General features: G+C 50.9%; 14 protein-coding genes. 9 read left to right on the forward strand and 5 right to left on the reverse strand.

The features are described 5' to 3' along the window. Positions 1-189 precede the first annotated feature (189 nt). The 8 genes from HRI97_RS03760 to HRI97_RS03795 all read left to right on the forward strand — a co-directional run bounded on the left by HRI97_RS03760 (position 190) and on the right by HRI97_RS03795 (position 8,193). Positions 190-549: a bactofilin family protein gene (locus tag HRI97_RS03760; protein WP_180486668.1), complete on the forward strand. Its 360-nt coding sequence runs from the start codon at positions 190-192 to the stop codon at positions 547-549. Position 550: 1 nt separating this feature from the next. Continuing rightward, positions 551-1,408: a tetratricopeptide repeat protein gene (locus HRI97_RS03765; protein WP_253726677.1), complete on the forward strand. Its 858-nt coding sequence runs from the start codon at positions 551-553 to the stop codon at positions 1,406-1,408. 8 nt (positions 1,409-1,416) lie between these two features. Beyond that, positions 1,417-2,838, forward strand: a complete 1,422-nt coding sequence (gene mtaB / locus HRI97_RS03770; protein ID WP_253726679.1) for a tRNA (N(6)-L-threonylcarbamoyladenosine(37)-C(2))-methylthiotransferase MtaB — start codon at positions 1,417-1,419, stop codon at positions 2,836-2,838. A 394-nt stretch (positions 2,839-3,232) separates the two neighbouring features. Further along, positions 3,233-5,422 carry a toprim domain-containing protein gene (locus HRI97_RS03775; RefSeq protein ID WP_253726681.1) on the forward strand — a complete coding sequence of 730 codons (2,190 nt, stop codon included), beginning with the start codon at positions 3,233-3,235 and terminating at the stop codon, positions 5,420-5,422. Between the two features lie 12 nt (positions 5,423-5,434). After that, complete coding sequence (locus HRI97_RS03780) at positions 5,435-6,073, forward strand: lactate utilization protein (RefSeq protein WP_253726683.1); 639 nt, start codon at positions 5,435-5,437, stop codon at positions 6,071-6,073. A 95-nt stretch (positions 6,074-6,168) separates the two neighbouring features. Continuing rightward, complete coding sequence (locus HRI97_RS03785) at positions 6,169-6,831, forward strand: hypothetical protein (RefSeq protein ID WP_253726685.1); 663 nt, start codon at positions 6,169-6,171, stop codon at positions 6,829-6,831. Positions 6,832-6,922: 91 nt separating this feature from the next. After that, positions 6,923-7,096, forward strand: a complete 174-nt coding sequence (locus tag HRI97_RS03790; protein ID WP_253726687.1) for a hypothetical protein — start codon at positions 6,923-6,925, stop codon at positions 7,094-7,096. Continuing rightward, positions 7,093-8,193 carry an SUMF1/EgtB/PvdO family nonheme iron enzyme gene (locus HRI97_RS03795; protein ID WP_253726689.1) on the forward strand — a complete coding sequence of 367 codons (1,101 nt, stop codon included), beginning with the start codon at positions 7,093-7,095 and terminating at the stop codon, positions 8,191-8,193. Before HRI97_RS03790 ends, HRI97_RS03795 begins: the two co-directional genes overlap by 4 nt. Before the next feature lie 74 nt (positions 8,194-8,267). Here HRI97_RS03795 and purN read toward each other — a convergent pair whose 3' ends face one another. Genes purN through purE form a run of 5 tightly spaced genes read right to left on the reverse strand, consistent with a single transcriptional unit; the run spans position 8,268 to position 12,783 of the window. Further along, on the reverse strand, positions 8,268-8,906 hold the full coding sequence (purN, locus tag HRI97_RS03800) for a phosphoribosylglycinamide formyltransferase (protein ID WP_253726691.1): 639 nt from the start codon (positions 8,904-8,906) through the stop codon (positions 8,268-8,270). 1 nt (position 8,907) lies between these two features. Continuing rightward, positions 8,908-10,023: a phosphoribosylformylglycinamidine cyclo-ligase gene (purM, locus tag HRI97_RS03805; protein ID WP_253726693.1), complete on the reverse strand. Its 1,116-nt coding sequence runs from the start codon at positions 10,021-10,023 to the stop codon at positions 8,908-8,910. A 49-nt stretch (positions 10,024-10,072) separates the two neighbouring features. Further along, entirely contained in the window at positions 10,073-11,515 is a 1,443-nt protein-coding gene (gene purF / locus HRI97_RS03810; RefSeq protein WP_253726695.1) for an amidophosphoribosyltransferase, read from the reverse strand. 48 nt (positions 11,516-11,563) lie between these two features. Next, positions 11,564-12,289 (reverse strand): phosphoribosylaminoimidazolesuccinocarboxamide synthase, encoded by a 726-nt coding sequence (purC, locus tag HRI97_RS03815; protein WP_253726697.1) that lies wholly within the window; start codon positions 12,287-12,289, stop codon positions 11,564-11,566. Further along, positions 12,286-12,783, reverse strand: a complete 498-nt coding sequence (gene purE, locus HRI97_RS03820) for a 5-(carboxyamino)imidazole ribonucleotide mutase (protein ID WP_253726699.1) — start codon at positions 12,781-12,783, stop codon at positions 12,286-12,288. Before purE ends, purC begins: the two co-directional genes overlap by 4 nt. Positions 12,784-13,567: 784 nt before the next feature. Between purE and HRI97_RS03825 the strand changes: the two genes are divergently transcribed. Further along, the gene (locus HRI97_RS03825; RefSeq protein ID WP_253726701.1) at positions 13,568-15,160 is read left to right on the forward strand and encodes a glucose-6-phosphate isomerase; all 1,593 of its coding nucleotides are present in this window, start codon (positions 13,568-13,570) and stop codon (positions 15,158-15,160) included. Positions 15,161-15,252: the final 92 nt, after the last annotated feature.

The raw sequence follows: 15,252 nt of genomic DNA on the forward strand, positions 1-15,252 counted from the left end.
AATAAAAGTTTGCGCAGTCCGATTCCGTTCACGGTCTGCCGCGGCGAACTACAGGGCTGCTGCCGGGAGTGCAGCCGCTTTTTTACTTTACTCAGTATTTCTTAGAAAATATAGTTTCTTATGCGGTTGTCTCTGTATGTCATTCCCCGCCGTATTGACCGAGCAATTTTTTCACGTTAAAGTGTAGTCATGTTCGATGTAAAAGATATGGATCTGTTCGATCTCGAAGAAGAAGCGTTCGATACCGTCATAGAAAGCGATATCGCGTTTACGGGAAGCATCCGCTTTGCAAAACCGTTTATGATACGCGGCAAGGTCAAAGGCAGCATCGATGCGACGAGCGATTTGGTTATAGACAGCGGCGCATCCGTCGAAGCGGATATAAAGGCGCTCCGCGTGCTTGTTAAAGGAAAAGTGAAGGGCAACGTTGCCGCAAAAAAAATGGTATTCGTTACGGCTTCGGGCTCGATTGACGGAGATATTACGGCCGAACAGGTGGTGCTTGAGCCGGGCAGCACCTTTACCGGCAAATGTACAATGGTAAAATAATATGCAGCGATTTTTACGACAGTCGATTATCTGGGCATTGGCGATCGCCTTTGCCTTTCCGCTTTTTTCTCAAACGTCGGGCGAAGCCGAGCAGACTCCTTCGCCTCAAACGGCTCCTTCTTCGCAAACGCCTGCAGCACAAGCCGTACCCGGAGACGCGCTTGTTCCCGCGCCTCAAGCGCAAGGTCAAACGCCCGCTCCGCAATCGCCGCAGATTCCTTCTGTGCAAGCCGCTCCGCCGCAGACTCCTTCCCCTCAGGCGGCACCTCCCGCATCTCCTCAGCGCAGGCAAAGCGCACAGCGGCGGGATGCGCTTGTTCTCTATCAAAACGGAGACTATGCGGCGGCGATTCAAATCTGCGAAACGGAAATCGCGCGCAATCCGTCACGCATCGAATCTTATGTGGTTTTGTGCTGGTCGCTCGTTCGAAACCGGCAATACGCGGAAGCGGAGCAGCGTGCGACGGACGGACTGAAAGTGAGCCCCTACGATCTGCGCCTCATTGAAATACTGGGAGAAGCAAAATATTATCTCGGAAAAAATAACGGCGCGCTCGAACAGTTTCAGCGCTATGTTGCAAACGCTCCCGAAAGCGGTTCACGCGTCGGAGCGGCGTATTATTTTATGGGTGAAATCTATATCCGCCAAGCGCGCTATCAGCACGCGGATATCTCTTTTTCGGCTGCGGTAAAAAAGGAGCCGCTGCTCGACCGCTGGTGGACACGGCTGGGCTACGCGCGCGAAATGGCGGGCAATTATTACGAAGCGGCCGAAGCTTACGACGAAGCGCTCCTGCTCAATGCCGCTTCTTCCGACGCGCAAAGCGGCAAAGCCCGCGTCGCTTCCCGTCTGCAATAAGGTGCACGTTGCCGCAAATCATCTTTGAAACTTTGGGCTGCCGCCTCAATCAAATCGAAAGCGAGTCGGCGGCGCGTTTTTTTGTCGATACGGGATTTTCCGTTTCCATGATACCGCCGACGGCTGCAAGTGAAGTTCTTCGAGATGTGCTTGTGTGCGTCGTAAATACGTGTGCGGTAACGCAAAAGGCGGAGCAAAAAGCGCGGCGCGAAATCCGATTGCTTTTGCAAAAGTGTCCGTCATCTTCCGTCATCGTCACGGGCTGCTATGCCCAGCTCGCCGCGGATAAAATCGCCGAACTTGCTCCCCGAGTCGCAGTCCTTCCGGGGCTCTGCAAAGACAGGCTCGCAGACGTTCCGTCTCTCCTTTCGGATTTTATCGAAACGCACGAAATATTTTCCGCGGAAGATTTTTCGACTCTCCTTGCATCGACGCTTTTTGCCGATACGAAATCGCATTCGGGAAAAGCCGAAGCGTCTTTCCGTTTGGCGACCGATACCTTTCTTGCGCATTCGCGTTCATCCCTTAAAATACAGGACGGCTGCTCGAGCGCCTGCTCGTACTGTGCGATCCGAATCGCTCGGGGAAAATCGGTTTCGCTTCCGGTGCGCGACGTGCTTTCCCGGATCGCTTCTCTCAAAGCGGAGGGACAAAACGAAATCGTTTTTACGGCGGTCAATATCGCCCAGTACCGCGGAGAATACGACGGCGCGTATTATACTTTCGCCGACCTCCTCGAAAAAGCGCTCGATGAAACGAGCGGCCTTGCATTTCGCATATCGAGTATGTATCCCGAACTCGTCGACGACCGCTTTTGCCGCATCGTCAAAGACGAGCTCGTGCGCCCTCATTTTCACCTTTCGGTGCAGAGCGGAAGCGATGCGATTCTCGCCGCCATGAACAGAAGCTATCGCGCGGACGATATTCTCCGATCGGTTTCAATGTTGAGGCGGGCGAAAGGCAACGCATTTTTTGCATGCGACATCATCGCAGGTTTTCCCGGCGAAACGGATGAAGATTTTGAAAAGACGATCGAACTCTGCCGCGCGTGCGGTTTTGCATACGTTCACGTCTTTCCGTTTTCCCCGCGCCCGGGAACCCGCGCTTTTTTGATGAAACCGAAAGTCCCTTCGGCGGCCGTGCGCGAGCGGGTGCGTCTGCTTTCCGATTTCGCCCTGCAAAGTAAAACGGCCTATATCGAATCGATTTGCGGCACGACCGTGCGCGCGATCGCGGAAAACGCAAAAGAAGGCGACGGAGTTTTTCATATCCGAGCGGTAACCGAAAATTTCATTCACTGTAAGGTCAGCTGTGCGGAACTTCCCGTGCCGCGTCCGGGTGCCGCCATCCGCGTGCGCATCCTCACGCCGTGTATCGATGCGATACGGCGGGGCGATGAACTCGAAGCGGAAGCGGAGCTTGTACTTTAGCGCCGAGCAGAATCGGGAAAAAAACGAAAGGAGCGAGCGCCATACCGGTCATGTGAGGATGAAAGCGGATGTGCCGTTGTTGCCGTCACGCGTCATGATTTTTACCGTACCGCGCTTTTACGCCTTTGTCCAATTTGTACGAAAGCGAGTGCAGAAAGCGAGCACGCGGGGCATTCGCTGTAATAGCGTTCTTGACAAATAGGAGCTATTAAAGAAATATTAGCAAGTAAATATAAATTGAAAATAGGAATTGCGACTTCGTAAAATGAAGATAAAACCATGAATAAAACTTCACGACTGCCGTACATCATCGGTTCTTTTTTGCTTATTGCCGTTTGGTTTGTGTGGTATGCGTGTCCTTGCTCCGTGCGAAAAATTGTTATATACTGATTATATGGGTGGTATTCAAAAAAAAGGCGGACTGCTTGCGGCAGCCGCAAAAAAAACCGATGTGAAGGGCGGTGCGAAAGCGTCCGCGGTGAAAAAAACTCAAGCGAAAGAAAAGCGCGCAGAATCCGCAAAATCGAAGAGCGCAAAGCCGAAAACGGCAGCGAAAAAAACGGCTTCCGCCGTAGGCAAAAAGAGCGCGGCAAAAGAGACGAAAATGACTCGGAGCGCTGCGGAAAAAAACGCGGCGAAAACTTCAGCCGGAACTTCGCGAGAAGCAGCAAAAACCGCTTCCGGCGGAACGCGTTCGTCGGCTGCGAAAAGACTTTCCGACATTGCCAAACGACCGACTCCGAAACACGGTGTATACGACGAAGACAGCATTTTACACCTCGAAGGGCTCGAACACATACGGCTCCGGCCCGGCATGTATATCGGCAGTCTCGGCGACGGATCGAACGAAAACGACGGCATCTATATTTTATTAAAAGAAGGTATCGACAATGCGGTCGACGAATTTTCTCAAGGCTTCGGAAAGCGGATCGATATCGATATCCGCGACGGGCGCGTAAAAATCCGCGATTACGGGCGCGGCATTCCGCTCGGCAAACTCGACGACTGCGTATCGAACGTAAACACCGGCGCAAAGTACAACAATACGGTGTTCAAGCAGGCGATCGGCATGAACGGCGTCGGCATCAAAGCGACGAACGCGCTCTCTTCGTATTTCCGTGCAGCGTCGGTGCGCGACGGCAAAATGGCCGTCGTCGAATACGCGCACGGCGAAAAGACGGGCGAAAAACTCGGCAAAGCGAAAGACGGCGTCAAAAACGGCACCTACCTCGAATTCGTTCCCGACGAAGAAATTTTCGGCCCGTACACGTTCAATATGGACATGATCGAAAAGCGTTTGTGGAATTACGCTTACCTCAATCCGGGGCTCCTCATCAGCTGCAACGGTAAAGAATATAAAAGCGAAAAAGGATTGGAAGATTTGCTTTTAAACGAAATGGGAAAGAGCAAGCCGCTCTATCCTATGTTTTCGTATAACGGCAAAGCGATTCAATTCGTCCTCACGCATACGAACAGCCTCGACAAATTCGTTTATTCGTTCGTAAACGGACAGAGCACCGAAGACGGCGGTACCCACGTAACGTCTTTTCTCGACGGCTTTACGAAGGGTATCAGCGCCTTTTATAAAAAAGAATACGACGTACGCGATGCGGCGGGGGGACTTTTCGTCGCGCTCAAAATCGGCATCGACAATCCCATGTTTACGAGCCAGACGAAAAACAAGCTCGGCAACGTCGAAGTGCGCTCGCCGATCATGAAAGAAACGCAGTTCGCGATCGACGATTGGCTGCGTCACAATCCCGACGTCGCAGGCGCGATCGAAGAAAAAATTATTAAAAATCAAAAAGCGCACGCCGAAATCAATAACGTTACCGACAAGCAGATCCGCGAAGCGGCAAAGAGCGTTACGCTCAAAATCCCCAAACTCAAAGACTGCCGTTATCACGTGCAGGACGGAGAAGAAGGCGCGGAGTCGATGATCTTTATAACGGAAGGCGATTCGGCAACCGGCTCTATGGTCGGCTGCCGCGACGTTGCAACGCAGGCGATTTTTTCACTCCGCGGAAAGCCCGAAAATATGTACGGCAGGCGGAAGTCGGCGCTCTATGAAAACGAAGAACTGAAAAATCTGACTTTTTCGCTCGGCATTCAAAAAGATATCGAAGACCTTCGTTACGATAAGATCGTCATTGCAACCGATGCCGATAACGACGGTTTCCATATTCGAAACCTCGTGCTCACGTATTTTTTGCTGTATTTCGAAGAGATAGTTTTGCGCGGTCACGTGTACATCCTTGAAACGCCGCTGTTCCGCGTGAGAAATAAAACGACGACGCGCTACTGCTACAGCGAAGCGTCCCGCGACAAAGAATTGAAAGCGCTCGGAGCGGGCGCGGAAGTGACGCGATTTAAAGGTTTGGGCGAAATCAGCCCGAACGAATTCGGACAGTTTATCCGTCCGCGAAAAGAAGGCGACGGTGAAGACCGCGGTATGCATTTGACTCCGGTGTCGATCGAATCGCTGAAAAACGTGCCGAAAGTGCTGCAGTTTTATATGGGAAAAAATACGCCCGAACGCAGAAACTTTATCGTACATCACCTCGCTTCCGAAATCGACGCGTAAGCGGAGGAGCTTATGGATAAGGCGGAACGGATCAGAAACGAAAAACTCGGAGCAGGCCTCATAAAAGCGCTTTCGCTTCGGCACTTCGACGCTTATTATTGTGCGTCGTCTTCGGAGGCGGCCGAAAAAATTCTCTCGCTCATACCGAAAACGGATGTCGTATCCTGGGGCGGCTCCATGACGATGGAAGCGCTCGGTGTCATAGATCGCGTAAAAAAAGGCGGATGGCGCGTCATCGACCGCAGCACGGCACAGTCGCAGGAAGAGAAAATCGAAATCATGAGGCGCGCCCTTTTGTGCGATACGTATTTGACGGGCGCGAACGCGATTTCGGAAGACGGCGAAATCGTCAACGTCGACGGAAACGGTAACCGAGTTGCAGCGATGACTTTCGGCCCGAGAAGCGTCATCGTCGCGTGCGGTATGAACAAAGTCGTAAAGACCGCCGAAGACGCGACTTCCCGCGCGCGCAATACGGCGGCTCCCGTCAATGCGCAGCGCTTCGATATATGCACGCCCTGCAAAACGACGGGAAGCTGCGCCGACTGCAAAAGCACCGACAGCATCTGCTCGTACATCGTGCGCACGCGCTTGTGCAAACCTGCGGGAAGGATCAAAGTCGTTCTCGTCGGAGAAACGCTCGGCTTTTAATTATAAAAAAAATTGACAACGGGATTCTAACGGGAGGAGAACTCCGAGACGACCGCAATTTTGTGCCGCTCAATCGGCAATAACAGGAGTAGTATATGAAAAAAAATACGATATTGTTGTTTTTACTTATGATGACAGTATGGTCATTTGCCGAGGATGTAAAAATCATAAGGATGATGACCGACGGCACGGAAGTTGCCGAATACTATTCTGCAGATATTGAAAGTCTGGTTATTTTTGATTCGGATAGTAACGGGTATAGAACACAGGATATTCGGGGTTTGGAAAAATTAAAGCACTTAAAAGTTTTGGTATTTCAAACTTTACCTTTCCTTAAAAATTATGACTTCCTTAAAGAAGTATCGACTGTAGAAGAGTTATATTTCGGTTCGGTACATTTTTCAGATTTTTCCGTTTTATCCGGTATGACAAAATTAAAAAAAGTGGAACATAATGGTTATATGCCGAAAGAAAGTATTGAAAAGATACGTTCCGAAGGCTTGGATTTTTCTTTTTGTCCGGATTTGGAATTGTTTGTTTTAGACCCCTTGAAAGAACGTTTTGATTTTATACCGGATATAAAAGTATCGTCTAAAAAGGTTTGGCTGCGGATGTACAATCAACCGATAACACGTGACAAGCTGAGTAAAGGGGAACAAGAAATATTGAAAAGGTTTTTAAAGGTAACTCTTTTTCTTGAAAATACGGCAAGTGATCGCGGAAATCAATTTTTAGCTAAAACGAGCAGGATGTCATAGGTAAAGGTGCGCTTACGGGACGGCACGGAAGGCTGGTGCTTTGCGGGATATGTAGCGACGAAAAAGCCGTGAACGGGCAGGAAAGTTTTGTATGAAAGAACCCGTAACGCTGTATACATTGGATCGGCTCGAATACAGTCAGGAAATATTGCTGTACAGAGAGCCGAAAGAACTGTCGCTGACGATATGGGTTATCGTTTCGCTGTTCGTCGCGGTTATATGCTGGATCGTATTCGGCAAAATGGAAGAAGGTTTATTAATATGAAAAGACTATTTTTAGGAATAATTATATTGTTGAGCGCCTGCCGCGTATTCGGCGAAGATGCGGCAGACAGGATGGTATTGGTAAAAGGCGGAACGTATACGAATCCTCTCGGCAGCGGGGAAACAAAACGTGTTAAGCTGGCCGATTTTTATATATCGGCAGTGCAGGTTACCGTCGGCGATTATCAGGCGTATCTTAAAGAAACGGATCCGAGTTCCGAATATCTTAATATGGAAAAACTGGGACGCAATTACGAACAACCCGTTACTGTCTCATTTCCAATGGGGTATATAACGTGGTTCGATGCGCTGGAGTATTGTAATTGGCTGAGTAAAAAGAGGGGATACCGGCCTGTATACGAGATTTGCGCGGAAAAGAAAAAAGGCAATTACCTGAAAGATAAGGCCGATTATCCGGCTGATGCCCTGGTAAAATGGGATAAAGAAGCGGACGGGTATCGCTTGGCGACGGTAGCCGAATGGGAGTATGCGGCGTCGGCGCGGGGGACGAATTTCGATTACGGTTCGGCAAAGAGTCCGAGTGTACTCGATGAAGCGTGGTTGTATGAAAATGCAAACTTTGAATTCCATCCGGTCGGGCTGAAAAAGCCGAATGCGTTGGGTTTGTATGATATGCTGGGCAATATGTTCGAGTGGTGTTGGGATTTGGCTGAGACTCCCGAGGAGAGGAAAGACTATTATAGGGCTACAAAAGGGTCGTCTTATAATTTCAGTATAGCTGAATCTTCCATGCTCTGGCGGTCTTCATTTTATCCGCTTAGAATCCGTTATTCAACGCACGGATTTCGGCTGGTTCGAAGCGTAGCGGAAGTTTCCAAAATCCGGCCGGGACTTTTCGGCAGCCGTTATTCGGCGGGTAAGAGAGTATATGCAACGGATAACTTAAATATTCGCGCGGCTCCGAATTTGCGGGCGGAAAAAGTCGTATTGGCAGCAAAGGGGAGTCCGCTTACGGTACTTGAAGAGGGGAAAAGGGAAACGATAAACGGAATCACGGCTCCGTGGATAAAGGTACGCTTATCGGACGGGAAGGAAGGCTGGTGCTTTGCAGGATATGTAACGGCGAAAAAGCCGTGAACGAAATACCGGCTTGATTTCAGCGGGGTGCGGTAAGAGCGGAAGCGAAAGAGAATAAGTCTGTGCCCCGCCCTCTAATCGACCTTCCCCGAGAGCTTTTTCGCGAGGATGCAGGCGCCTTCGACTATCGCTTCGTGTTCGACCGGCGCTATCCGCGCGTATAATGTGTCGGGCGTATCGCCGGGCATGACGTCTACTTTTTTTTGCACGAGGATCGCCCCCGTGTCGCAGCCCGAATCCACAAAATGTACGGTGCAGCCGCTTTCCCTTTCGCCTTCGGCGATGACCGTTTCGTGTACGCGCCGACCCCACATACCCACTCCTCCGAATTTCGGAAGCAGGGCGGGATGCAGATTGATGATCTTTCCGCCGTACTCGCCTATTATGGGGCCGCATAAAACCGTGAGCCAGCCCGCAAGCACGATCGCGTCCGCTTTGTGTTTTTTGCATGCGGCGAGAGCCGCGTTCGAAACGGCGAGGCGCTTTTCATCGCGCGATGCGGCCTCCGCTTTTTCTTTTCCGAGTACCGCGTACGCGCTTACGAGCTCCGTCGCGATTCCGGCTTTTTTTGCACGTTCGAGCGCATAAGCGTCTTTTCTGTCGCTTACGACAAGACGGATGCGGTATGGGCACGAAGCGCGGGATTTTTCATAATCGATGAGCGCCTGCAAATTCGTGCCGCTTCCCGAAACGAACACTGCGATCGAAAGCATTTCACCCCTCAAAGAGCGTCATCGCTTTATTGCCTTTGACGTTTCCGCGGATTTCTTTTTCGGATGCGGCGACGCGCCCTATCGTATAGGCTTTCATGTCGGGGATGCCTTTGACCGAAAAGCGCTTTGCGTGTTTGTTGAACCGGTCGACGATCGCGCAGGCGTCGCTTTTTTTTACTGCAAGCACAAAGCCGATTCCCATATTGAACGTTTCGAACATGCGCTTTTCGTCGGCTCCCCGCCTTACGAGCTCCGCAAAAATAGGGGGCACGTCCCAGCTTCCGTTTTTAATAATCGATATGAGCTGTTTTTGATTTTCCTTTGCACGGGGATACATGCGCGGGAGATTTTCATAAAAGCCGCCGCCCGTGATGTGTACCATGCCGTGTATCGAAGTCCGGTACGTTTTGAGCACGTCCATAACCGGCCGCACGTAGATGCGCGTCGGCGTCAAAAGCACATCCCCGATCGTTTTTCGACCATGCTTTCCGTCCGAACAAAAAGGTTCGTTGAAATCGGTAACGAGTTTTCGCACGAGCGAATAGCCGTTCGAATGAACGCCTGTCGACGAAAGACCGATGAGTACGTCTCCCGCTCGTATTTTGCCGCCGGTTATAAGCTCTTTTTTTTCACCGATGCCTACGCCGAAACCCGCAACGTCGTATTTGCCCTTGTCGTAAAAGCCCGGCATTTCAGCGGTTTCGCCTCCGAGCAGCGCGCAGCCCGCATCTTTACAGCCTGCGGCGATTCCTTCTACGATTTTACCCGCGATCTTCGCGTCGAGCGAACCGCAGGCGATGTAGTCGAGAAAAAAAAGCGTCGGTACACCGGAACAGAGGATATCGTTGACGCTCATTGCAACGCAGTCGATGCCGACGGTATCGTATTTTTTCATCTTAAAGGCGATGTCGAGTTTTGTGCCGACGCCGTCCGTACCGCTTACCATGACGGGTTCTTTGATGTGTTTCGGCACGGCGAACATACCGTTGAAGCTTCCGATACCCGTCAAAAGTCCCGGGATCGCGGTTTTTGCCGCCGATTTTTTGTATTCGTCGACCGCTTTATATCCTTCGCCGACGTCGACGCCGCTTTTTTTGTAATCGATGGTTTTCGCCATATCGCCCCCGTAAAAACGTCAGTCCGATATTATTAATTAATAATTTTAACTAGCACCGCAGCTGTGCGCTTCGGATTTCTCCGGGCACCGCTACGGGATATTCGCCGGTAAAGCAGCCTTTGCAGTAACCGTATTGTTCGGGATTGCACGAACGAAGCGCTTCGAGCATGCCGTCCATACTCAAAAACGCGAGCGAATCGGCACCGATCTCTTTGCATATCGCTTCGACATCGTGATCCGATGAGATGAGTTCCGCTCTGCGCGGCGTATCGATTCCGAAATAACACGGAAATTTTACCGGCGGGCTTGAAACGCGGAAGTGCACTTCTTTTGCACCCGCTTTGCGCAGTATTTGAATGAGGCGTCTGCTCGTCGTACCCCGCACGATCGAATCGTCTATGACTATGACACGCTTTCCGTTTATTTCGTTTTTGATCGTGTTGAGTTTGACGAATACGGTATTTTCCCGCTCTTTTTGCGTCGGCGCGATAAACGATCTGCCGATGTATTTATTTTTGACGATACCCGTCGCATAGGGGATACCCGCCGCCCGCGAATAGCCGAGTGCGGCTCCGAGTCCGCTGTCGGGCACACCGATGACGACGTCCGCCGATACGGGATTTTCTTTTGCAAGCATGGCGCCCATGCGAAGCCGCGCTTCCTGCACGGGGATTTCGTCGAGTACCGAGTCCGGGCGAGCGAAGTACACGTATTCGAAAATACACGAACGCTTCGACGTCTTTTCACCGAACTCGAACGAAAGCACACCGTCGCCGTTGATGATGACGATTTCGCCGGGACGGATATCGCGCACGAAGTCGGCTCCCATCGCGTCGATAGCGCAGCTTTCGCTTGCGAGTACCCAGCCGCCTGCAAGCTTTCCGAGACAGAGCGGGCGGATACCGTTCGGATCGCGCGCACCGATGAGGCAGTCCTGCGTCATAACGCAGAGCGCGAACGAACCTTTGATAAGCTGAATCGTATCGGTGAGTGCGCGTTCGAGTCCCTTTTTATAGCTTTTTGCGATGAATTTGACGATCACTTCCGTATCGCTCGTCGAATTGAACGACGAGCCGCTTTCTTCGAGCATTTCGCGAAGCTGTTCGTAATTGACAAGCTGACCGTTGTGCGCGACGGCGACGGTGCCGAGCTTAAAGCGGTAGACCATGGGCTGTGCGTTTTCGATCGTACAGCCGCCGGCGGTCGCATAGCGGACGTGGGCGACGGCGATCCTTCCCGAAAGTGAATCGAGGTTTTCGCGTTTAAAGACATCGGCGACGAGACCCATAAGCTTATGCACTTTGACGTCGCTTCCGTCCGACACGGCAATTCCCGCGCTTTCCTGTCCGCGGTGCTGCAGCGAATACATGCCGTAGTAGGCGAGGGAAGAAGCGCTCATTGCCGACGTATCGATCGGGTCGGCGTTCAAATACACGCCGACGACGCCGCATTCGTCGTGGAGAACATCTTCTTCATCGGTTAAATCGTTCATACCGCCGCCGTCCGTAAAATTATCAATTAATAATTATCGACCTGTTGATCAGAGTTCTTTTTCGATGCGGCCGAGCATTTCGACATAGGCTTCTTTGACGTTACCGAGATCGCGGCGAAAGCGGTCTTTGTCGAGCTTTTCGTTCGTCTTTGCGTCCCAAAAACGGCACGTATCTGGCGAAATTTCGTCGGCGAGAAATATGACGCCGTCTTTGTCCTTGCCGAATTCGAGCTTAAAGTCGATAAGGCGCACTCCGCAGCGCAAAAAGAAATGCGTGAGGATCGTGTTGACTTGAGCCGTGATTTCGTAAACGCGATGGAGCTCATCCCATGTTGCGGCTCCGATAGCGACCGCGTGGCAGTCGTTGATGAGCGGATCGTCGAGTTCGTCGCACTTGTACGATATTTCAAAAACCGTCGTTTTGAGCGCCGTACCTTCGGGCACTCCGAGCCGTTTGCTGAACGAGCCTGCGGCGACGTTCCGCACGATCACTTCGAGCGGAATGATTTTCACTTTTTTGCAAAGCACTTCGCGGTCGGAAAGTTTTTTAATAAAATGCGTCGGCACGTCCCACGAATTGAGCAGCTCGTAGAGCTTTGCCGAGATTTCGTTGTTCATGATGCCCTTGTCTTCGATCGTGCCTTTTTTTGCGCCGTTGAACGCCGTCGCGGAATCTTTGTATTCCATGATGACGAGGTCGGGATCGGAAGTTGCAAAAATTTTTTTCGCTTTGCCTTCGTAGAGCTGTTCTTTTTTAACGACGTTTTCGTTCATAGCGATACTCCATTGCCGCCTTGCTGCGCGGCCTCTTCCGCAAGCTTTTTGCGAAATTCGATAAGCTTTGTTTTTATTTCGGGGTATTTCAATGCAATAATTTCGAGAGCGAGGTAGGCGGCGTTTTTCGCGTTTCCGATGCCGACGGTTGCGACCGGAATTTGCGGCGGCATCTGCACGATGGAAAGGAGCGCGTCGAAACCTGCAAGACCGTTCGATCCTTCCGATACGCTTTCAAGGGGTACGCCGATAACCGGAAGCACCGTCATACCTGCGATCACACCGGGAAGGGCGGCTGCAAGGCCGGCGCCCGCGATGATCACGTCGGCGCCTTCACGTTCGACTTTTTCGACCGTCGCACGGAGCAGGCTTGCCGCACGGTGCGCGGAGATGATAAACGCTTCGTATTCGACGCCGAAGTCTTTTAACACGTCGGCAGCCTTTGTCATTTTTGCCGTATCGGATTTCGAGCCGAAAAAGATTGCGACTTTCATAGACGAACTATATCACAAGAGGCGCGCACAATCAAGATTGCAATTCTATGATGCAGGGATTCCGCATGAAAAATGTATACATAGAAAAGAGACATAATATAAAATAAAAAAGGCGGAACGCGAGGCAGCGGCAATGCCGCCGAGCCGCTCAGACCGATGGCAAGCGAACTTTTTGGTAAAAAAGTTCGCGCAGTCCGATTCCAATCACGGTCTGCCGCGGCGAACGGCAGGGCTGCTGCCGGGAGTGCAGCCGATTTTTTACGGTAATGGTTATTTTTTGAGGAATATAGATTCTCATGCGTAAGCCCTGTTCTATGATGTCGGGATATTTACTGAGAGAGAGCAGCCGATCAATACGCCGCCCGGCGCAAATAATATGAAAGCACCGCACCAGACCGCATAAATATGTTATAATATCGCATATTTATACAATCACATCATTCGGCAAAAATCGTCCGGAACCTCTCAAAACAGGCCGATTTTCCGCACTTTTTTGCAAATTTACAATAAAAATTATTAATTTTCAATACCCGCGCTATTGCATAAATATACGGTTTTCGCACAATTCTTTTCGCTCTGAATTGCCTGAAAAAATCATATGAAGGCGATATCGCTCATCCGCTTCAGCATTCATACAAGGCGATCCCTTCGCTTCGAACGCAATCATCGCCCCTCGCTTGACTATCTTTTTTTTCGTATTTTTGTTAAAGTAATGGGCATAAGCGCCGGCGCACAGCCGCTTTGCAAACGCTTTACATTTATCGTATCGATTCCGAGGTATTTTATGAAAACTGTCGAATGGTGCAATCTCAACAAACTGGAAAGCTACAAAAAACTTCTTTCGCTGAAAGGAGCCGTTTCCGTCAAAAACGCTTTAAAAGGAGCGGCGGGTGCAAAGCGCATCGCGGACTTTTCGATTCCGATGAGTTCCGGCCTCACTTATAACTATGCGGCAAAAGAAGTGAACCGGCAAATCCTTTCGATTTTCAAATCGCTTGTCAAAGAAGCGTCGCTCATCGAAAAGTTTTCCGCGCTCTACAACGGAGAAGTCGTCAACACGGGAGAAGGGCGCATGGTGCTCCATCATTTGACGCGGGGCAGACTCGGCAAAGACGTATTCGACGGAAATGTAAACAAGCGCGATTTTTATACCGCACAGCAAAAAGCGATCGCGGACTTCGCCGAGCGCGTGCATTCGGGAAAACTCGTAAATGAAAAAGGCGAGCCTTATACGGCAGTGTGCCAAATCGGCATCGGCGGAAGCGATTTGGGGCCGAGAGCGCTCTACCTCGCTCTTGAAAATTGGGCGACGGCGAACGATAAGTTCAAAATGAAAGCGCATTTTATTTCGAATGTCGATCCGGACGACGGAGCTGCCGTCATCGCGTCTCTCGATCCTTCCCGTACGATTTTTATCCTCGTTTCGAAAAGCGGTACGACGCTTGAAACGCTTACGAATCAAATGTTCGTCGCCGATTTTATTAAAAAAGCCGGCTGCGATCCGGCAAAACACATGATCGCCGTAACGAGCGAAACGAGTCCGCTTGCAAAGAGCAGGGATTTTCTCGCGGCATTTTTTATGGACGATTATATCGGCGGACGTTATTCGTCGTCGAGCGCCGTCGGAGGAGCGGTGCTGAGCCTCGCGTTCGGCGCTGACGTATTCGAAAAAATTCTTAAAGGCATGGCGGCTGAAGACAAGCTTGCAACGGAAACCGACCTCTCAAAAAACGCAGCTCTCATGGACGCGCTCATCGGAGTGTATGAGCGTAACGTGCAGGGCTATCCGATGACGGCGGTGCTCCCTTATTCGCAGGCGCTCGTGCGCTTTCCCGCTCATTTGCAGCAGCTCGATATGGAATCGAACGGCAAAAGCGTCAACCGCTTCGGCAAAAAAATCAATTATGTGACGGGACCCGTCATATTCGGCGAGCCGGGTACGAACGGACAGCATTCGTTTTATCAGCTTTTACATCAGGGAACGAATATCGTGCCGCTCCAGTTTATCGCTTTCAGAGAAAGCCAAGCCGGCAAAGACATCGTCGTCAAAGGTTCGACGAGCCAAAAAAAACTCGGTGCGAACGTAGCCGCGCAGATCATCGCGTTTGCATGCGGCAAAGACGACGATAATCCGAATAAATATTTTGCAGGAGAGCGGCCGTCCTCCGTCATCTACGGTGAAAAACTCACGCCCGAAGCGCTCGGTGCGCTCCTTTCGCACTACGAAAACAAAGTGATGTTTCAAGGATTTTTATGGAATATCAACAGTTTCGATCAGGAAGGCGTACAGCTCGGCAAAAAACTTGCGAATGCGGTGCTCGAAAATAAAATGGAAGCGAACCTCAAAGCGTACGCCGAACTGCTCATAAAGCGATAAGGTCGAAAAGCGGTGCTTAAAAGCACAACCGGAGCGTAAGCGGGGATTTCGCTGTGAGAGCCGCGTTCTCATACGTCTGCAAAGATTGTACG

It is taken from the genome of Treponema socranskii subsp. buccale, from assembly GCF_024181585.1.
GTDB lineage: Bacteria > Spirochaetota > Spirochaetia > Treponematales > Treponemataceae > Treponema_D > Treponema_D buccale.